Origin of the sequence: Robertmurraya massiliosenegalensis JC6, assembly GCF_000311725.1 — a bacterium.
Lineage (GTDB): Bacteria > Bacillota > Bacilli > Bacillales > Cytobacillaceae > Robertmurraya > Robertmurraya massiliosenegalensis.
Map to the genome: position 1 here is coordinate 522830 of NZ_HE978511.1, position 19109 is coordinate 541938.

24 protein-coding genes are annotated in these 19109 nt (G+C 36.4%); 6 read left to right on the plus strand and 18 right to left on the minus strand.

Going from position 1 to position 19109, the window contains the following annotated elements; genetic code table 11:
- Positions 1-4 precede the first annotated feature (4 nt).
- From BMSHG_RS02730 to BMSHG_RS02745, 4 genes are all read right to left on the minus strand, one after another.
- Entirely contained in the window at positions 5-607 is a 603-nt protein-coding gene (locus BMSHG_RS02730; RefSeq protein ID WP_019152899.1) for an RsfA family transcriptional regulator, read from the minus strand.
- Between the two features lie 103 nt (positions 608-710).
- Positions 711-1475 (minus strand): enoyl-CoA hydratase/isomerase family protein, encoded by a 765-nt coding sequence (locus BMSHG_RS02735; protein ID WP_019152900.1) that lies wholly within the window; start codon positions 1473-1475, stop codon positions 711-713.
- Positions 1476-1626: 151 nt separating this feature from the next.
- On the minus strand, positions 1627-1800 hold the full coding sequence (gene rpmF / locus BMSHG_RS02740; protein WP_009791160.1) for a 50S ribosomal protein L32: 174 nt from the start codon (positions 1798-1800) through the stop codon (positions 1627-1629).
- An 85-nt stretch (positions 1801-1885) separates the two neighbouring features.
- Complete coding sequence (locus BMSHG_RS02745) at positions 1886-2410, minus strand: YceD family protein (RefSeq protein WP_019152901.1); 525 nt, start codon at positions 2408-2410, stop codon at positions 1886-1888.
- 154 nt (positions 2411-2564) lie between these two features.
- On the opposite strand from BMSHG_RS02745, the gene BMSHG_RS02750 reads away from it, so the two are divergent.
- Entirely contained in the window at positions 2565-3782 is a 1218-nt protein-coding gene (locus tag BMSHG_RS02750; protein ID WP_019152902.1) for a nucleotidyltransferase, read from the plus strand.
- A 44-nt stretch (positions 3783-3826) separates the two neighbouring features.
- Here the strand turns inward: BMSHG_RS02750 and BMSHG_RS02755 are convergent, their stop codons facing one another.
- Positions 3827-4852 carry a SepM family pheromone-processing serine protease gene (locus tag BMSHG_RS02755; protein ID WP_019152903.1) on the minus strand — a complete coding sequence of 342 codons (1026 nt, stop codon included), beginning with the start codon at positions 4850-4852 and terminating at the stop codon, positions 3827-3829.
- On the minus strand, positions 4853-5638 hold the full coding sequence (locus BMSHG_RS02760) for a patatin-like phospholipase family protein (RefSeq protein ID WP_019152904.1): 786 nt from the start codon (positions 5636-5638) through the stop codon (positions 4853-4855).
- Between the two features lie 427 nt (positions 5639-6065).
- Here BMSHG_RS02760 and ylbJ point away from each other — a divergent pair, with 427 nt between their 5' ends.
- Positions 6066-7274, plus strand: coding sequence for a sporulation integral membrane protein YlbJ (gene ylbJ / locus BMSHG_RS02765; RefSeq protein WP_019152905.1), 1209 nt, complete (start codon positions 6066-6068; stop codon positions 7272-7274).
- A gap of 158 nt (positions 7275-7432) precedes the next feature.
- Here ylbJ and coaD read toward each other — a convergent pair whose 3' ends face one another.
- The 3 genes from coaD to BMSHG_RS02780 form a co-directional block, all read right to left on the minus strand.
- Positions 7433-7915 carry a pantetheine-phosphate adenylyltransferase gene (gene coaD, locus BMSHG_RS02770; protein WP_019152906.1) on the minus strand — a complete coding sequence of 161 codons (483 nt, stop codon included), beginning with the start codon at positions 7913-7915 and terminating at the stop codon, positions 7433-7435.
- Between the two features lie 13 nt (positions 7916-7928).
- The gene (gene rsmD / locus BMSHG_RS02775; protein ID WP_019152907.1) at positions 7929-8486 is read right to left on the minus strand and encodes a 16S rRNA (guanine(966)-N(2))-methyltransferase RsmD; all 558 of its coding nucleotides are present in this window, start codon (positions 8484-8486) and stop codon (positions 7929-7931) included.
- 319 nt (positions 8487-8805) lie between these two features.
- Positions 8806-10224, minus strand: coding sequence for a hypothetical protein (locus BMSHG_RS02780; protein ID WP_019152908.1), 1419 nt, complete (start codon positions 10222-10224; stop codon positions 8806-8808).
- A 283-nt stretch (positions 10225-10507) separates the two neighbouring features.
- Between BMSHG_RS02780 and BMSHG_RS02785 the strand changes: the two genes are divergently transcribed.
- Positions 10508-10897: a DUF7147 family protein gene (locus tag BMSHG_RS02785; protein ID WP_019152909.1), complete on the plus strand. Its 390-nt coding sequence runs from the start codon at positions 10508-10510 to the stop codon at positions 10895-10897.
- Positions 10898-10930: 33 nt separating this feature from the next.
- Here the strand turns inward: BMSHG_RS02785 and BMSHG_RS02790 are convergent, their stop codons facing one another.
- The 5 genes from BMSHG_RS02790 to BMSHG_RS02810 all read right to left on the minus strand — a co-directional run bounded on the left by BMSHG_RS02790 (position 10931) and on the right by BMSHG_RS02810 (position 13026).
- Complete coding sequence (locus BMSHG_RS02790) at positions 10931-11206, minus strand: YlbG family protein (protein WP_019152910.1); 276 nt, start codon at positions 11204-11206, stop codon at positions 10931-10933.
- 96 nt (positions 11207-11302) lie between these two features.
- Positions 11303-11746: a YlbF family regulator gene (locus BMSHG_RS02795; RefSeq protein ID WP_019152911.1), complete on the minus strand. Its 444-nt coding sequence runs from the start codon at positions 11744-11746 to the stop codon at positions 11303-11305.
- A 72-nt stretch (positions 11747-11818) separates the two neighbouring features.
- A complete protein-coding gene (locus BMSHG_RS02800; protein WP_019152912.1) occupies positions 11819-12238 on the minus strand; it encodes a hypothetical protein in 420 nt (139 codons plus the stop codon).
- A gap of 137 nt (positions 12239-12375) precedes the next feature.
- On the minus strand, positions 12376-12618 hold the full coding sequence (locus BMSHG_RS02805; RefSeq protein WP_019152913.1) for a YlbE-like family protein: 243 nt from the start codon (positions 12616-12618) through the stop codon (positions 12376-12378).
- Positions 12619-12633: 15 nt separating this feature from the next.
- Positions 12634-13026: a YlbD family protein gene (locus BMSHG_RS02810; RefSeq protein WP_019152914.1), complete on the minus strand. Its 393-nt coding sequence runs from the start codon at positions 13024-13026 to the stop codon at positions 12634-12636.
- A 196-nt stretch (positions 13027-13222) separates the two neighbouring features.
- Between BMSHG_RS02810 and BMSHG_RS02820 the strand changes: the two genes are divergently transcribed.
- Positions 13223-13711, plus strand: a complete 489-nt coding sequence (locus BMSHG_RS02820) for a PaaI family thioesterase (protein ID WP_392397243.1) — start codon at positions 13223-13225, stop codon at positions 13709-13711.
- A 41-nt stretch (positions 13712-13752) separates the two neighbouring features.
- Here BMSHG_RS02820 and BMSHG_RS02825 read toward each other — a convergent pair whose 3' ends face one another.
- Complete coding sequence (locus BMSHG_RS02825) at positions 13753-14841, minus strand: CAP domain-containing protein (RefSeq protein WP_019152917.1); 1089 nt, start codon at positions 14839-14841, stop codon at positions 13753-13755.
- A gap of 174 nt (positions 14842-15015) precedes the next feature.
- Positions 15016-15450 carry a CBS domain-containing protein gene (locus tag BMSHG_RS02830; RefSeq protein WP_019152918.1) on the minus strand — a complete coding sequence of 145 codons (435 nt, stop codon included), beginning with the start codon at positions 15448-15450 and terminating at the stop codon, positions 15016-15018.
- Between the two features lie 234 nt (positions 15451-15684).
- Here BMSHG_RS02830 and BMSHG_RS02835 point away from each other — a divergent pair, with 234 nt between their 5' ends.
- Positions 15685-16044, plus strand: coding sequence for a YugN family protein (locus BMSHG_RS02835; RefSeq protein ID WP_019152919.1), 360 nt, complete (start codon positions 15685-15687; stop codon positions 16042-16044).
- Positions 16045-16295: 251 nt separating this feature from the next.
- On the plus strand, positions 16296-17354 hold the full coding sequence (ytvI, locus tag BMSHG_RS02840; RefSeq protein WP_019152920.1) for a sporulation integral membrane protein YtvI: 1059 nt from the start codon (positions 16296-16298) through the stop codon (positions 17352-17354).
- Positions 17355-17402: 48 nt separating this feature from the next.
- Here the strand turns inward: ytvI and BMSHG_RS02845 are convergent, their stop codons facing one another.
- Both BMSHG_RS02845 and ctaG read right to left on the minus strand, forming a co-directional pair.
- On the minus strand, positions 17403-17870 hold the full coding sequence (locus BMSHG_RS02845; RefSeq protein WP_019152921.1) for a DUF420 domain-containing protein: 468 nt from the start codon (positions 17868-17870) through the stop codon (positions 17403-17405).
- Between the two features lie 264 nt (positions 17871-18134).
- A complete protein-coding gene (ctaG, locus tag BMSHG_RS02850; protein WP_019152922.1) occupies positions 18135-19037 on the minus strand; it encodes a cytochrome c oxidase assembly factor CtaG in 903 nt (300 codons plus the stop codon).
- Positions 19038-19109: the final 72 nt, after the last annotated feature.

Sequence of the window (19109 nt, forward strand, 5' to 3'; positions counted from 1 at the left end):
TATTCTATTTTTCTATTCTTTCTAGATTACCGTTTTTATCCATCTGGAATTTCACCTTTTGTTGCCGATCTTCTTCTTGGAGAACAACCATCTTCCTAGCCCTTTCCATAATTTCAATGAGGGCCTTATAATCTTGTTCAATAGTTTGTAATTCTTTCTTTAAATTCTCATTTTCAGCAGTTAAAAAAGCTACTTTCTTTTCTAATTCTTGAATCTTTTCCTGTGAATCAATGGATTCTTCAAATTGTTGATAAAGACTCTTTAATGTGCTGACAAAATCTTCAAAACTGATCTTCGGTTTTGCTACCTCTTGAGAAGAAGCTTCAACTGTGATTTCCTTTTCACTCTCTTCTGGTTCAGCAACTGATTGTGCCTGTTTTCTTAACTCTTTACGCTGTTTTTTTGCCAATTCTATTCCAGATTTATATTGCTTGCGAACATAAGAATTCCAACGAAATCCGCAGGCTGCAGCAGTTCTTGTGAGTTGTTTCCCCACTTCTTCAAAAGCTTGAAGTTGGGTCCCTCCTTCACGTATATGCCTTAAAACTACTTCAGCTAGTAGCAAGTCTTCATCATTTGACCAAGCATCTTGACGATTCGTGGGCATGGGTCAATCCCTCCTAGTGTACTCGTTTTATTCATACATATGCAACTACTAGAAGAGATAGACTGATATTACTCAAATATCAATGTACATAAATCATGTTTAGTCAATTTTTACGATTGAGAAATTTATCCACTTGCTTGTGATGCGCCTCTTTTCCCCAAAGCTCAGCACATTGACGAATTTCTTGTTCTATTCTTTCTTTTAAATCTAACTTCTCCCACTTCCGAATTAAGATCTCTTTATAAGCTGTTAAGACTGTTCCTTCCATATTTAAAGCGGAACCTAAAGTTTCTCGCAGTCCCTCCCAGCGATCCCCTTCATAGATGTATTGGACAAACCCTAAGTCCAGTAATTCCTCAAACTCAAATAGTTTTGCTTCAAAGAGCATTTGCATCCCCATAGATTGAGGCATTCTTTCCAATAAAAAGGTTCCACCACCCCACCCCGTGGTGATAGCTAATTTCCCTTGTACAAAGCCTGCCTTTATTCCTTTTCGAGCAATTCTAAAATCACACGCTGTTGCAATCTCACAGCCACCACCTATTGCTACCCCATTTATCAGTGCAATAGTTGGCTTTGGGAACATCATTAATTCATATAATAATTCTCCCATTTTAGAAAGCATTTGATAGGCTTGTTCTGCTGTTTGTAATTCATGGAATTGAGATAAATCACCACCTGAACAAAAAGCCTCATTTCCCTCACCAGTAAGAACAAGAGCTTTTATGTTAGAGGTCCTAGCTAATTGAAGCGCCTCTTTCAACCCATCCATTACTTCGAAATTGACAGCATTTCTTTTTTTAGGTCTAGTGATCGTAAAACTTAAGATACCATTCTCCCGCTCCTCAATATCAAAAGATTTTGACATCTTTTACCCCACCTCTCTTTCTTTCATTAAACTTCTAATTTGTCCAAAAAACAAGAGAGAGCGCTCATCTAAGACTAGCTCTTCTATTAGCACTAAAACGACAAAAGCACAGGAACGAGTTCGTCCTGTGCTTTAAATCTCATATTGAGTATTAGTCGTTTACTACTTCTTTTCCTTTGTATGTTCCACAAGCTTTACATACACGGTGAGCAAGCTTCATCTCACCACAGTTTGGGCATTCTACCATACCTGGTACCTGTAGCTTAAAATGAGTACGACGTTTTCTCTTTGCAGTTTTAGAAGTTCTTCTAAAAGGTACAGCCATTATTCCCACCTCCTTAAAGAGTATTAAGAAAGTCATAAAAGCTAGACTAGCTTAACTTTCAACAGTTTCTTGTCTTCTTCAATCACTAAGAATTAGAAGAAGGATCATTTTGATCAAGTAATTTTGCAAGCCCTGCTAAGCGAGGATCGATTTTATCCTTCTTTTGCTCATGAATGACTTCCCAATCATTACCAGATTGCGGAGCCCCTTCTTCGCTTGATCCATCGTCACAGAAAACTTGTATAGGTACTTCAAGTAAAAGGATTTCCTGTAAGACCGGTTTAAGGTCAATCACATCACCTTTGACTTGATGAACTTCCTCATCAGTTTCGTATTCCAAACCTTTTAAGAGGAAGGTTTCAGTTGTTTCTACATCGATCGGACAATTCACGTCAACTAAAGTACGAGAACAAGGAAGAATTAAATGTCCTTTAATCTTCAGATGAAACGTTACTTTAGAGGAGTCAATATCTGCTCGACCCGTGATATGCATTGGTGAAACCGAGCGTATCGTTTGATCGACTTCTTTTATCTCATCAAGGTTTACCATCTCATCAATTGGGTATTCCTTGCTTCGATGTTTTTGTAACTGACTTATGGTCCATTTCATAAGAATCACCTCAAGGCAACAAAGGTTATTATAGCTTTCCTATAATTATTTGTCAATATTTTTTCTTTACACTATAATGTAGACATTACCAACATCATTTAGTCAACATTTTAACATAAGTCTTACTTGATTATCTTTTTGGGAGATTAAAAAAATGAAAGCAGTTGGCATTGTAGTCGAATATAATCCATTCCACAATGGGCATGCATATCACGTAGAGCAAACTCGAAAGAAAAGTAATGCTGATATTGTCATTGCCGTGATGAGCGGACAATTTTTACAAAGGGGAGAACCTGCGTTGCTTCCAAAATGGCAGCGGGCAGAAATGGCTCTATTAGCTGGTGTTGATATTGTCATTGAACTCCCCTATCGATTCGCAACACAAAAAGCAGATACCTTTGCTCTAGGTGCGATATCTTTATTAGGTCATATTGGATGTAGCAGCATCTGCTTCGGAAGTGAAGCAGGGGCGATCGATCCATTCTTTTCAACATTACACTTTTTAGAACAAAATAAAAAGGCGTATGAGGAAAAAATCAAATCCTTTATCAGTCAAGGATTGAGTTACCCATCCGCTTTATCATCCGCATTTCTTGAGCTTAATCCGACAGAAGAGATTGTTGATCTTTCAAAACCAAATAATATTTTAGGCTTCCAATATGTAAAAGCGATTAATGATTTAGGCTTCAATATGAGTGCCCTAACGATACAAAGAACAATAGCAGGGTACCATGATCAACACTTCACTTCTGAATCGATTGCCAGTGCTACAAGCATTCGCAAAGCTTTATTTTCCCCTAGCGGTTCCCTAAAAGAGATAAGTCATTATGTACCTAGCACCACAATGACGATCTTAGCTGACTACAATAAAAGCTTTAAACAATTTCAGCATTGGGAAAACTATTGGCCATTGTTACAGTTTAAATTGCTGCATACGACTACAGCAGAACTACGCAACATATACGAGGTTGAAGAAGGATTAGAATACCGAGTTACCGAGGCTGCTTTACAAGCAACTTCCTTTCAAGATTTTATGACAAAGATTAAAACAAAGCGCTACACTTGGACTAGACTACAACGGATGTGCACGCATATCCTGACAAATACAACTGTCAGTGAAATGCGTCAAAACATGGCTCATGCTAGTTACTTACGACTATTAGGCATGAGTGAAAATGGAAGAATGTATTTAAACAAGTGGAAAAGCCATACTTCTATTCCTATTATCTCTAAATTATCAGCCTACCAGGGCGAAGATATTAACCTTGATATAAGAGCTTCTAGAATTTATGCTTTAGGAGCAAGAAAAGAAGTGATACAAAGTCTTCTGATAATGGATTACGAGCAGCCCCCCATTTATGTAAAAGCTTAAAAGGGATTCCAAAAAGTCAGCATCACTAACTTTTTGGAATCCCTTTATTTTTTTTCTTCTAATTTCATTAAATAGTCAATCGCTTCATCAAATGTGTCAACAGGGATAATTTTCATATCTGTCTTAATATCTTCAGCTGTTTTCACTGCCGCATTGTAATTGGAATCTGTTGCTCCCTCTTCATTGGGCGCAAAAAAGATTTCTGCTCCTGCTTTATCTGCTGCAACAATCTTTTGTTCGATTCCGCCGATTCTACCTATCTTTCCATCAGGGGATATCGTTCCTGTTCCAGCGATTTCATAGCCCTTAGTTAAATCCTCTTCGATAAGTTGGTTATAGATCTCAAGGGAAAACATAAAACCAGCTGATGGACCACCAATATCATCCGTCTTAATATCAACATTTGGATTTACATGCAATTCTTTATCATCAACAAGTCCGATCCCTACACCAACTTTGGTTTTATCATCAGGAAATGGTTGAACTTCTATAACAGTTTCCATCTCCTCGCCTCTTCGTAAGAACGTAAGCGCAATTTCAGTTCCAGCATCTTGGTTGCTAACGAATTCGATGAATTCTTCCGAAGAAGTGAATTCATCACCATTCACTTTAAAGATGCGATCTCCAGGTTCTAATTTACCAGCAGCAGGCATATTGTCAATAACATTTAAGACATATACACCTTTGTATTCATATTCTATTGGAATTTCTGCTTTCTTATAAGCCACTTCAATGGCTGATTGTTTTGAACTAGCCATGAGGTGAAGTTGACGTACATTGTACTCCTCTTCTGTTTCTTCTTCACCGCGAACTGCATCTAACGGATAGATTTCTTGATAATCGCTCAATGAGGCCATCACGTAAGAATAGATATTCGCTTTTCCCATGCGAATGGTTGTAAGCATAAAGGTCCCTTCTTCATCATAGCCATTTTTCACTTCAATGATTGGTCTCAGTTCCTTTGCCATTCCTGGTTTGGATACGTAATAGGGTAAAGAAAAAAATGAGGCAATAAATAAAAATAATGCCGTTAATATGAAAAAAAATCGAAAATAAAACCGTTTGTTCATCTAATGCTGCTCCTTCCACTTCTCGATCAGTTGTTGAATTCTTGCTATGTACTTATCTGCTTCCTCTTCTCCAATTTGAATAATTTCATCTATATTTGTAAAGGCTCTCGAACTATACATTTCAAGAGCAGGTTGGATCATAATATCGGAGGCAATTTCTCTATTGGCGACAATCTCCATTTGTAAAATATCAATACTCTGCATAATCACATCATAAATAGAACTAATTTCTGTAGTACGATTTACTCGGGAAACATCAACAGCGATGATGATGTCCGCTCCCATAGCTTTCACGACCGAGACTGGTACCCTATCCACCACTCCGCCGTCAACTAAAAGTCTTCCTTCATACTTTTCTGGAACAAATATCCCAGGAATTGAAATGCTAGCTCTTACCGCTTCAGCTATAGGTCCTTCTTTGAAAATCACTTTCTCTCCAGTCATTAAATCCGTTGCCACCACTTGAACAGGTATATCCAATTGTTCGAGATTTCTTCCGTGAGTAAAAATCCGAATAAGATCCTTCACACGATTTCCAGCAATAAAACCCATTTTCGGAATCGTGAAGTCTAAATAATATTTTCTCTTAAATACTCGAGATAATTGATATAATCGGTCAATATCCAAACCAGCCCCAAAAAAACAACCAACCATCGCTCCCATACTACTTCCTGCAATAAGATCAATCGGAATGTTTGCATCTAGTAATTTCTTTATAACGCCTAAGTGAGCAAACCCTCTTGCTCCTCCTGACCCAAGCGCAAGACCAATTTTAGGATGGTGCAAAAAATGAGCGCCTCCTTTAATAAGGAATCTTTAAGCGGGAATGAAAGGATCTACATTTCCTTCCCCTACTTTTATATATTCTTATGGTCTATTTTATTTTTCTATGAGTATATTGATCTATATGAGGACAAGACCTTTGTGCATAGTAAAACAATTGAACGTTGTCATCATCGTACTTTTTAGAGCAAAGCGAGCGCCACTTCAGTTGTTAATACAATCTATTTTAGCATTATTTTCTAGAAGATGCACTTTGCTTGCGTCATAAGTAGCACGGTATACGAATCGAATAATTATTTAATCGTAAATGTCCAAATTTTTTTCTTTTAAAAATTTCATGCCGGCATTGCACAGCACTTTTCGCTACCAGAAAGGATAAATTGTTGTATGCGAAAAGAGCCTTAGTAAATCTTCGAGGGAGGATGCATGGGTGGTAAAATCCAAACTTAAAACCATTATTCTTGCTTCTGCTGTTTCCATTATGGCTATTTCTCTAATCACTTTTCCACAAGAATCGGTCAATGCATCCATTAGGGGATTGGATATGTGGTGGAAAATCGTCTTTCCCTCATTACTTCCATTTTTTATTGTATCCGAAATGCTGATTGGTTTCGGTGTAGTGAAATTTATCGGTGTTCTTTTAGAACCATTAATGCGACCGCTATTTAGAGTGCCAGGTGTCGGTGGCTTTGTCTGGGCTATGGGAATGGCCTCTGGATATCCAGCAGGAGCTAAATTAACAGCACGCATGAGACAAGAAGGTCAACTCACCAAAACTGAAGCGGAACGACTCGTCACTTTCACGAATTGTTCAAATCCATTGTTCATTTTTGGTGCAGTCTCTGTTGGCTTTTTTTCCAATCCGCAGCTTGGCATTATATTAGCATTAGCCCATTATCTCGGAAATTTCACCGTTGGAATCATGATGAGATTTCACGGAAAGGACAATTCTATAAGCACAAGTAAATTTTCCATAAAGAACGCATTTAACGCCTTACACCAAACGAGAATTAACGATAAGCGACCAATTGGGAAATTACTTGGGGATGCTGTCATGTCCTCCATCCAAACCTTACTAATGATCGGTGGATTTATCATCTTATTTTCAGTTTTAAATCAACTTTTATCCAATCTACATATGATTGAATTGCTCGGTGCTTGGTTAGCGATTTTACTTCAGCTTGTCCATTTACCAGAAACCTTTAGCATTCCACTTATATCAGGATTATTTGAAATAACATTAGGTAACAAGCTCACCAGTCAAGTCGAAAGCGTATCACTGCTACAACAAGCGATTATTGCCAGTATCATTTTGGCCTTCAGCGGATTCAGCGTCCAAGCTCAAGTTGCAAGTATCCTTGCAGAAACCGACATTAATTTTAAACCCTATTTTATCGCACGGCTCTTTCATGGAATTTTTGCAGGTCTATATACATGGTTACTTTGGAAGCCAATTTATGAGAATATGAATCAAAGTGACCCTAATTCTAAAACCGTTCCAGTAACGTATTTTGGAGATGGACAATGGGCCTTTAATACGATGGAATTCATGAGGGAAATTGGTCCGATTCTAACGCTTATTTCGTTAATGATTTATATTTGTATATACGCACATAGAATGCAAAGAAACGAGCACTAATCAATGCTCGTTTCTTTGTGTTAAATATGTGAACCCATTTCCTAATTGTACTTCTCAAGTTAAAAAACAAATGAATTTATACTCTAAATTATATAACTATTAAGATGAGTTCGAATGAACAACACTAGAAAAGTTCGTTTTTCACTTTACCTTCGTATTCATTTCTTAAATTTTGCTCGTAGTGCTTCCTCAACAATCGGTGGTACTAGCTCTGAAATTTTCCCACTATATTGGGCCACTTCTTTCACAATACTAGAACTTAAAAAAGAATATTGGTTATTTGTCATAATATAAAATGTTTCAATTTCATGATTAAGAAAACGATTCATAGACGTCAGCTGCATTTCATACTCAAAATCTGAAACAGCTCTTAAACCCCTAATAATCGCATTTGCACCAATATCTTTAGCATACTCAACTAAGAGCCCATGAAAGGAATCAACCTTAACATTTGGAATATCTTTTGTCACTTCTTTAATTAATTGAACTCGCTCTTCCACTGTAAATAATGGTTTCTTTGATGAATTATTGAGAATAGAAACATACACTTGATCAAACACTTTTGCTCCCCTTGAAATAATATCTAAGTGACCAAACGTGATTGGGTCAAAGCTACCTGGACATACAGCTATACTTGCCATTTCGATCCACCTTTCAAAAATGGGCCTTTTCATAAATAGATATGGTAATGATTCCGTAGGTTTCCTGTTTGAGCAGTACAAGACCCTCAATTTGCTTAGGCAATTGTACGTCCGAACTATGCTCACAAACAATGACCCCTTTATCGTTCAACAATGAATGCTTGTCGATTATTTCTAACATTTCTTTCAATTGTTGTTTTGCATAGGGTGGGTCTAGAAAAATATAATCAAAACGAAGCTCTCTCTTCACAATTGCCTTCAGTGCTCGACTCGACTCATTTCGATATACTTCAGCCTGCTCTTCTAGTCGACATTGCTTTAAATTTTCATAAATTGTTTGAATCGCCTTTCCATCACGGTCAACGAAGATCACATTATCCGTTCCCCGACTCAGCGCTTCAATCCCTAGCCCTCCACTACCTGCAAATAGATCAAGACATAACCCACCTTCAAAATAAGGACCAATCATGTTGAAGATCGCTTCCTTTACCTTATCTGTGGTCGGTCTCGTCGATTTTCCTGGTACAGCTTTTAACGCTTTCCCTTTTAATTTACCTGAAACAACTCTCATGGAAAAATCACCTGCATTGTAAACTTCTTTACCATCCTATCATAATCGAATCAAAGTGCCAATTTTTGAAATCCTCGCCAGCCCATGCAATCATTTTAACAATATACTATTGTAAAAAATAACCCTATCTTATGTATATCCCTATTTTTTGTGGAAATACTGTAAGTAACAACATCTATTCGAGGATGTTGTTGCCAACCGCGGAGAAGACTTACGTTTCCCCATAAGTTCTTCCTCCGGTTTCTCCTCTCCCTTTGCCTTCTTTCCTTATAAAGGAGATGGAAGGACCCTGCAAAATTATTTGCAGGGTTTTCTTTTTTTAGCGATTAAGATACAGTCCCTCTTCATCTTCCTTAAATGAAAATTGAAACAGTGACAACATCATGTTTAATTTCATATAAGGTTTCTCATTGATCATTTTTAAGGGGTTTTCCAAAAGACCATAATGCACTTGATTATACTCATAAATATTTTGATTAACATAAAAACGGTAAAATTGATTCTCTAACTCCACATGAACAGTCTCAAAATCGTCTAATAATGATGTTCTATAGCCAAGTGCAGTCATCGTTTCAACAAATGGAAGATACCGTTCGTTGTTCATAATGAATACATCTAAACCTTCAATATCCTTATCACCAATAATAAGTGGCCGAGAATCATAAAAATAGAGCGGGCTCCACTTTGCCTTTTTATTTTTGTTCAACGTAAAAAATTCTGTTCTTTTATCAATGATAGAACCGAGAAGTTCATCTAATTTTTGAGATGTAATATGCTCCTCTTTATAGACCAATGCTAAAAATTGATCCAATTCATCCTTTGAAAAATAACTGTTCAGTTCATCAATCATCCGGTTCGCTTTGAGAATATGACTTTCTTGTTGATCTACAAGAGAGCTTAAAACCTCCAAAAGCCATCTTTCTTCTACTGGAAATTGCCAAGTTTTTTCTAGAAAATAATGATAAATCATTCTTCGTTCTAATGCTTGATTATCTATACTAGATTGAATAATCATTAGACCTGATCCATTTGCGCTTGAATAACTGTCTGTTATGACAACCGCTAGTGGCCCGTAATTGGGTATTTTCAATATCGATGGAAGAGAAAGAGCTGGATGAGAACCATTTGTTGTATAAAAATGTATTCCTGTCTCGACATCTCGTTTCTCCAATGGAGTTGATTGCCAATAAAGTGCTCCTCTATCTCCTTTGCCCTCGAAAACATAATAATCAATGTACTCCAGTTTACTATAGCCTTTGAGCGGAAAACCCGTTACCCACGAGCCTTCTCTTCTTGATGTAGCAATGAGATTTATCGTCGTATGGGTAATGTCAACATCTTGCAAATGAAGGAACCAATCTTTTAAAAGAAAGGCTGAGTCTTCATCACTTATATCGATTTGATATTGAAAAGTGAATGACTGATTTTGCGTCTGTATGATATGAGGATTGTCTTTAGCAGGTTCACAACTTTCCCCGTCTTCCTCGGTACACTGCCAATCAGCTATCATTTTGGGCGTAACAACAGAATAATCGAGATCATTTTGTAAGCCTTCAATTTCTTGTGTAACAGAGAGAAAGCTATCATTAGATTTTACTGTAATATGTTGTACCACTTTTTCATCTATACCGAATTTAGCAGGATTATGATATTCAGAGTAGGCATTCCATTGCCAAAATAACATGACTCCAATTATGCTACATAAACCTATTAATAATGTGAACGCAATCTTCCACATATATATTCCCCTTATAACCATTTCTCTAATATTGATATATCTAGTCTTTCATACCTTAACAATATCAGAACTAAGAAATGACGTCATCTGTATTATTTAGGAAAAAACAAGGCGATACACACACTTGCCTTTTGACAACAATAATAGGCGTCAAAAATCCTGTTACATATGAAAATGAAGCAAAAATTTTTTGAGGCATTACCTCTTTTCAAATCATTCGTAGCGATTCTGCTTCAAGCGTGTTAAAGTATTGTTGGTACTAGAATAGAGGAGGATTTATGAAATGATTCAACGATTTATCGAATTAGGAGAAGGTTATTCTGATATTTATGAATTAATAGAGCTTGCAAAAGCAAACAAAGAACGACTTTTACATATGATGGCTTACCATACTGTCATAAATAACAGAGAAGTTTCTTCGTTAGTCGTCGTTCTCAAACCAACAACACCTGGAGATTTCCAACCCTTATATATTTGCCGTGAAGGAATTCCCAATCCAAACATAAAGCCCAATAAACGCTATGAACTTTTTCAAGAAGCTGCCCATGAGCTTAATAAAGAGATTATCCAACTCGAGGTAAAACCTTCTCTCCAATTCTCCGAGAAGGAACTTTTCTATCAATATTTAATTGGAATATTAAGAATGAATCACTATATTCCGCCACTATCATAAATCAAATAAAGGTGGAGCCTTTGCTCCACCTTTTTAAATTCCCATTCGATAATCGTACTCTTTCGCCTTATCCGGCTTCGAGTTCTCGTATTCAGTTTTTAAAAACGGCTTAAATGAAGGTTCTACCTTTTTGACGAAGGAATAGTTTTCTATTTTTTTCATAATCGTTTCTACATCCTCTAGATCACAATAGAGAACAACGTATTTTAAGCGCTTGGAAACAAAATGAACATTTCCGAACTTTCTTAACATTTTGGCTTGTTTTAAAGAATACAGCCATACGATAATCCCCTGACGTTGTCCTAACATACTTTTTTCCCCTTCAACCACATTGTTTTTTTTAGTCTAGCAGACAAACTCAGATATTTCAATCTAAAAAAGGCTTAGGCATATCGCCTAAGCCTATTATGAACAACCACAGCTTCCACCTGAACCACATCCGCCACCACAACTGGAAGAGCTATCAAAGAAAGGACTCCCTGTTGGAACTTTAATTTTTTCAGATACAGATTTCCCGATTAAAACACTCACTTCATCCAATAGAGCCTGAAGGTCATTTTCCGCTTTTTTGAACTCAGCAACATGTATATCCATATCCATCTCTCTTTTTAATTCCCGAATGCTTTTCATCACTTTTTGATATTCAGGATGATAACGGCCGAAGCGTTGAACTTCTTCATAAAGCTCCTTTTCTTTTGAAAAGGCTCTAATTTTACGCTGTGTTTCTCTAGTTGTCTTCACTTTATTTAAACAGATCATATAATACTCAACAACTTCTGATTCCAAAATCATCATAGATAGCTGTTCTGCCTGATCCAAAATTTCCATTCTTTCTAAAGTAGCAAGCAAGATTAGCTCACCTCCGCTACCTATTTTAACATGGAACTATGGAAAAACGAAAGTTTATTGAACAATTATGCCCTAAGGAATGGAGACAGTGAATGCTTTTTCAAGATGATATGGCTCGTTATTAGCCTTAACAACCTCTAATTTAACTTGATGGCTGCCTTTTTCTAACCCCTTTATTATAAAAGCCGCAGCCGTAATCTCTTCCTTTTTCTCTCCATCAATATAGAGAATAATTTTCCCTTGTTTCTTGTCGCTATCATCACGAAAAGAAATGGCTGGTATCATACACTCCACGTATACACTTGTTCCTCTTATATGATGCTGTACCTGAAAAGGTTCATTATTCTGCTCAATTGTTACTGGCATATCGTGGGCAGTATTGACAGTACTCATTGGAATAACAGTAAACCTCACTTCAGGTTCAGGCATATCCTTTTGACATCCCACTACTGTCAGTAATAACAAACATATACCAACGATAATCCTTTTCATTCGTTTGTCCCCCTTCCAATTCTAGACTCGCAACTATGTAAATGTAGTTATATTGTTTGCTAACAAATCTTTTTTTACTCTCTTACAACATGAGAACATGAAAAAACAACCTTCTCTTTTGGGTTGAGAAAGTTGTTTTAAGATTGATTATTATTCATCGCTTGAAACATGCTCATCATCATAGAGGCCATATAGACACCATTAGAAAATTTTTCAACACGATGCGGAATGGTTTTTCGATGATAATGCAGGGCTGCAATTTGAAATGCTTGAAAATCATTTGGGTTTCTTGCAAGCTTTCGATACCAAAGAGGTTGTTCACGTAAAAATCTCTTCAAGTCAGGATCTGCATCAATTATTTCCATCATATCTTTCCTCATATCCATCCCCCTTTATTAATCTTTTCTAAACTGGAATGGATTTGGCGCCTGATTCGTTGTATTATTGCTCGTTGTCTGTCCTTGTTTTCCTCCTTGGAATTGTAGAATTATACCTTGTATCGCTCCAAGCGCCTGACTTAAATTTGTTATATGTCCTTGTAATTGATTCGGATCAACGTTTTTCACAGCATTCATAATTTGCGGGATCCACTCTTTTTTATCTTGTTCTTTTTCCTTCGTTCCTTTTGTTTCATTCCAACGTGAGTCCTCTTCTCCAAGTAAATACCATTCCTCAAAAAGTTCTTGCCATGTTGCTTTGCCTTTTCTTACTTCCATCACCATTTCGGGATGCTCTTTGACAAATTCTTTAAATCGTTGAACAGAAGGATGGAGTTGTTTCTTTTCCATGCTTTTTCACCTCAAACAAAGGGCATGTATACGATAATCCATTTCAAACGTCATGCTGCAACTGATCAATCAATTAGCTACACTGTAAAATCAACTTATATGTTGTTCGTTTGTCTATATCAAAATATGCCTCCTATGGTACGATATGATAAAGTCTTAAATGTTGTGAATCATGCAGAAGAACATATTGGATGGGGTGAATTTATTGCACGAGAAAGTTAAAAAACTTTTCCAACAAATCATTGAAAATGGAACTGAGGAAGAGTTGCATGTTTTAGAACACGTCCTAGAAGGTTTGGATAAAAAGGAACATTCCTATATTAATCGTTTACTTCACATGGATTATGAAATAACCGAAGAGGGCTTGGAAATAAAGATTCCATTACATCCAATGGTGAATAACCCTTTGAAGATCCTTCATGGTGGCATAACTGCGACCGTTATTGATACGGCTATGGGAGCTTTAGTACATCATCTACTACCGAATGACAAGGCGGGAGTCACAACTCAACTTACGATCAATTACATAGCCCCAGGCATTGGTGATGATATTATCTGCAAAGCAAGAATCAGTCACCACGGATCAAAAACGATGTTAGTTAATGCCGATGTCCTTCGCTCTGATGGTCAAAAAATAGCCCAAGCTACCGGGAGCTTCTTTATTATTGATCGAAAAAAAACATAAAAATTAAAAGGTGAGGACTTATCACAAGCCCTCACCTTTACTTATTTTTCAGTCCATTTTTGAATAAAATTCTGCGTATAATGGAGATTATACACTCCTACCCCAATATGAGTAAACTCTCCATTTAGAAGGGTTTCCCTGTGTCCTTTACTATTTAACCAGCCTTCCATTACTGCAGGTGCGTCTGCATAATTAGCTGCGATATTTTCTCCTGCTAGCTGATAAAACACCTCACCCGCCTCTAATCGATCAGATAATTCACCGGATGTTTTCGAAGTATGGGAGAAATCGTCACTTTCATACATATCGATACTATGAGCTAGTGCTACTTCTGCAACCATTTCATCTTTTTCCAATGGATTTAATTGATGTCTTACACGCATCACATTGGAAATATCAAAAATCTGTTCAGCATTTCCATTTGCAATCTCAGTTTCGCTTCCCTTCTCCCAAGGCTTGACTTCTACCAACTCACCTACATAGGCGAGTTCATACGGTTGTAATTTGATTAATGTTTCTGCATCCATAAATCTTACACTTGATAAGGTTCCATCGAATTTGTCGATGTAAAATTGAGCGTAAAAATCTCCCATTTGCACAAGTGGACGAGTGTTCATATCATTTTCTGTTAGCTCAAAACGATAGGAACTCCCATCATACATCAAGCTAATATACGGTCCAATCGGTACGGACGCATATATTTCTTCTACAGGTTGGCCTAATTTAAACGGAGTGATATCGACATCATTGCCAATTGCATATAGCGTTACGACTTTTTCGTTACGCACACCTACTTGAATATACTCTTGAAAACTCTTCTTATAAATCCACCATTCGTAACCGTATGCTGACTCATCAACTCTTGAAGGCTTACCCAATCTTTCTTCTAATAAAGAAATTTCCTTGCCAATTAATGTAGCTAGTCCTGTGGTGGGAGCCTCGATTTGTGGATTATCTGTCTCGTCTTTTGTTTCCTCTACTAATGTTTTATCTTCCTGAGGAGTATCTGGATGTTCGTTTACTAAAATTTCTTCTCCAAAGGATAGATTTAAGTAGAATACAACTGCTAATACTGCCGCAATTAATACTAGAATTCGAATAAGGGCTCGCAGAGGTTTGCCTCCTCTCATTTCTTTTGTTCAAGAAATTTATTTAATTTCTATTATTCTATGCATATAGTAGATATTAATATGATTATAACATCTATTATTTTCTTTGAAATCTTTCAAATTGAATATAAATAGAAATAGCCCCCTAATGTTTTATAGGGGGCCATTTCGGTTATTGCAGCAACATCCTACTCGTTAGTGTTGCACTTCACCACCAGTGGGTTCTGAAATCTCTGACAACGCTTTTCCAGCTTGATGGTCAATCATTTTTCGAACAGCAAAGTCACCAAGTGACACGATTCCGATTAAATTCTTTCCTTCGACTACAGGTAACCTTCTTATTTGATGCTCTGCCATTAAATCAGAAGCTTCTTTTGCAGTCATATCAGCTGTTACCGTTATCAAATCATCACTCATCACCTCTTCCACTTTTGTCGAACCAGGTTTTTTCTCAGCAATGCCGCGAATGACGAGATCTCTGTCGGTAATCATCCCCACTAGTTTTTCACCATCAACAATTGGAATCGCTCCAACATTCCATTCTTTCATTTTAACAGCTACTTCATATACGTTATCGAGTAAAGTACAGCATTCCACTTCATCACTCATAATATCTCTTACCTTTTGCACCTTTTTCCCTCCTCAATGCTTTGGATGTAATGATACCTTCATAAATAGTCTTTCCAAAGCAGATAAAAACATTAATATTGAATGGATGAAATGTGAAAGAAGTGTGTTTTCTTTTACGTTGTCATTGCAACTTTTCTACTTTTCCACTATTATTAGATTTGGGATTATTTTAGTAAAATTCTACATATGATATTCAAATCGAGTTATGTTTCACTTGTTTTAGGAGGGATCTAGATGAAATTTGAGAATTTAGGATTCGATAAAGTAAAAGCTGATCTAAAACGTTTAGATGACGTAATGGAAAATTACGGATTAATTCGTGCAGAACAATGGGATTATGAGAGAGTATCCTACGATCGAAAGTTCGAATTAAAAGAGGGCGTATTTTACCTTCGCATTCTAGGCTATACAGTTGAAGGGGATGTAGGTGCGAACAGAGCGGTTCTTCAACTTCTTACTCCGTTGTTAGGGAAGCATTATTACCCACATGGTGTAGAGTACGGAGAAGGTGAAGATTTTCCTAGCTCTTTAGTAAGCCAATGTGAAAAAATCTTAACTGAATTAAAAGCCGAAATAGACAAGTTCGTAAATTAACTCACTGTTATCTTCAAAAAAACAAGAAAAAGACCCATTCGCTTGAGTGGAGTCTTTTTCTTTACCTCAATTAGATAATACATCTATAATAGAGAAAAAGAGTAGATAATTCGTGTTGTTTAAATGCTGTTTTATATACTATAATTTAACTATAAGTTTTAAAAATATAGGTAAGCATGTCTTAACCTCCGTTTAATTTTTCAATCTTCAACCAATCTTTGTACTATTGTTATTTAGAAAGGGGTTCTACCTTGTCCAGTTTTTTCACAAAGCGCATGGCCATGATTGTATTAATCGTAATCCTCGTCGCTGCCCTTCTTTACTTCATTCTACCTGTATCAGTTCCACTGATCGTAGCTTTTGTTACAGCATTATTCTTGCATCCAATTGTTAAATGGTTACGCAGAAAGACGAATTTAAATCAACAACTCGCTGTATTGATCGTATTCCTACTCTTTCTACTATTCATTGGAGTAAGTGGATATTTTGTCACAACAAAAGTTATCACCGAAATCATTCGGTTAGTTGAAAATGCACCAATGTATATTAATGAGATTACAAAAGCATGGCTTAATATAGAGAAGGACTTTGCAAATGCAGCAAAGGATATGCCAAAAGAAGTCGTGACAGAAATTAGTCAACAAATCCAAAGTTTTCTTAACAAAACAAGAAATGATTTGGTCGCTTACGTCAATATTGACAATGTAAAGTCATTGTTAACGAATATTCCAAACTATTTGGTCAGTTTTCTTGTCTACTTGATTGCCCTATTCTTGTTCCTACTAGAGTTGCCGAGACTTCGTGATGGAATGTATTCTTTCTTGAAAGAAAAAACAGCTCAAAAAGTCCAGTTTATGACATCAAGACTTTCTTTCGTTATTTTTGGCTTCTTTAAAGCTCAATTTTTAGTTAGTATTATCATCTTCATTGTTTCGCTCATTGGTTTATTGTTTATTAAACCAGAAATCGCTTTAATAATGGCACTTATCCTTTGGCTGATTGACTTTATCCCAATCATCGGCTCAATTGTGATTCTAGGCCCATGGGCTTTATTCCATTTAATCACTGGTGATATATCACTTGGAACACAATTAGCGGTTCTTGCAGCGGTATTATTAATCATTCGCAGAACGGTAGAACCAAAGGTAATGGGAAGTCATATCGGGTTATCGCCATTAGCGACATTAATCGCTATGTATTTAGGTCTAAAAATTCTTGGGATACTAGGATTCGTGATTGGACCATTACTACTTATCGCCTTTAATTCTGCCAAAGAAGCTGGCATTATTAAAATGAATTTTAAAATATAGAAAAAAGGCAGCCCAATGTCTCATTCAATGACACTGGAACTGCCTTTTTTATAGCCCTAAAATAGCTTTAATAACTGATGTCGTTTCCCCACCATGATAGAATACATAAAGTAATAAATAAACTGCAACGCCTGTTATCGCTGTAAAAAACCAAATATAACTTGTAATCGGGCCCAATTTACGATGAAATGCAAACTTCTTTTGATATCCTGTAACAAGAGACATAATTCCTAAAACCGCACCTACTGTCGCTAGTGTGATATGAAAAATTAAAAAGATTGTATAGTAAATTTTAATATCATCAGGACCACCAAAAGCTGTGTTTCCGATAAAAATCGTTCTAGAAGCATAAATGACAAAGAAAATAATCGCAAATACTGCACCTAAAAACATCGTCTTTTGGTGAGCTTCTCTTTTTCCTTGTCTAATTTGGCTCCAACCAATCGCCACTGTGATCGCACTTAAAACAATAAACGTCGTGCTTATTGTTGGTAAAATAGGTAAATTAAAATTCATCACTTTATTCCTTTCTTCATATCCAAATAAATTATGTATCACATACCGATTTTGTAAAATTTATTTACATAAGACTAATTTTAGTAGACTATCCATACATTTTCAATCTTCAATTGGCAATATATAAAAAGTGTACGAATTCTGTCATATTTATTGGTAAAAATGTGATTTATTTAATAGAAATTATTGCATTGCATAGAACAAAGCTTTTTGCACTTCTACGCATAAAAGAAAAAAAGCACCTGAATAAGGTGCCAAATGTCACTACTTAATTGTCTGAGGGTCAAAATGACGAAGCTCAGCCTCTGATTCCTCTTGTTCTTTTTTATACCATTCAAAAAAGACTTGGAATAGAACAACACCATAAACGATTTCTTGAATGACTTTCATTAAGACTCCACCCAATTGCTGATCATGCAGCAATGACATCGAGTTAAACATTTCGGGACCACTCAAACTCAAAGTTGATAAAACGGTTGGAGAAACACAAAGCTCTAAAGCTTTAGCCCAAGCACTTGGATCAGAAAATGTAGCATACATCGGTACATCATTGAAAATAATTAAGGCACAAGCAGGTGTTAACAACACTCCATCGGCAAAGATGTAGCCAATTTTCTTCACACCACTTAATCTTTTTTCCCCTTCTACCTGGTTCACAAGTGGCCACCACATAAAAATAGCCATCAAGAACAATAGAGTTGTGTATGAAGCATGTAAAAGCATATCTGTCTTGATCACATCAAAGATCAATGGAATATGATAAAAAGAAAAGACGCCATTGAACAAAATTAAAGCGATTATTGGTTTTGTAAAAAACGCAAAAAGTGGACGCACAATTGGAAGACTCAGCACTTTCTTCCATATCCATTGCGGAGTTCCTACAATAAAGAGCGGTGCAATAACTAGATACAACACACCCATTTGAATCATATGCGCATAAAACATAAGATGGCTCATTAAGTCTATCGGCGATCCCTTAATCACATAAAGTAAAATGACGGCCGTGGAAAATAGAACTCCTTGTCTCATCGTTAAAGGTTCTGAATCCTTAAATCGATTTCTCCAAGTTACAGTGATGAGAAAGTAGATAACTAAAAGGGCTACCATTGCTACAAAGAAAAAAGGACTCCACAACGCTTTAAAACCAAACATATTTAAAGATAACATGAATCCTTCACCTCTATTCATTCCTTCATTGGAGATTGAACAGTTAACATTGTTTTTCTCCAAGTAGAATCT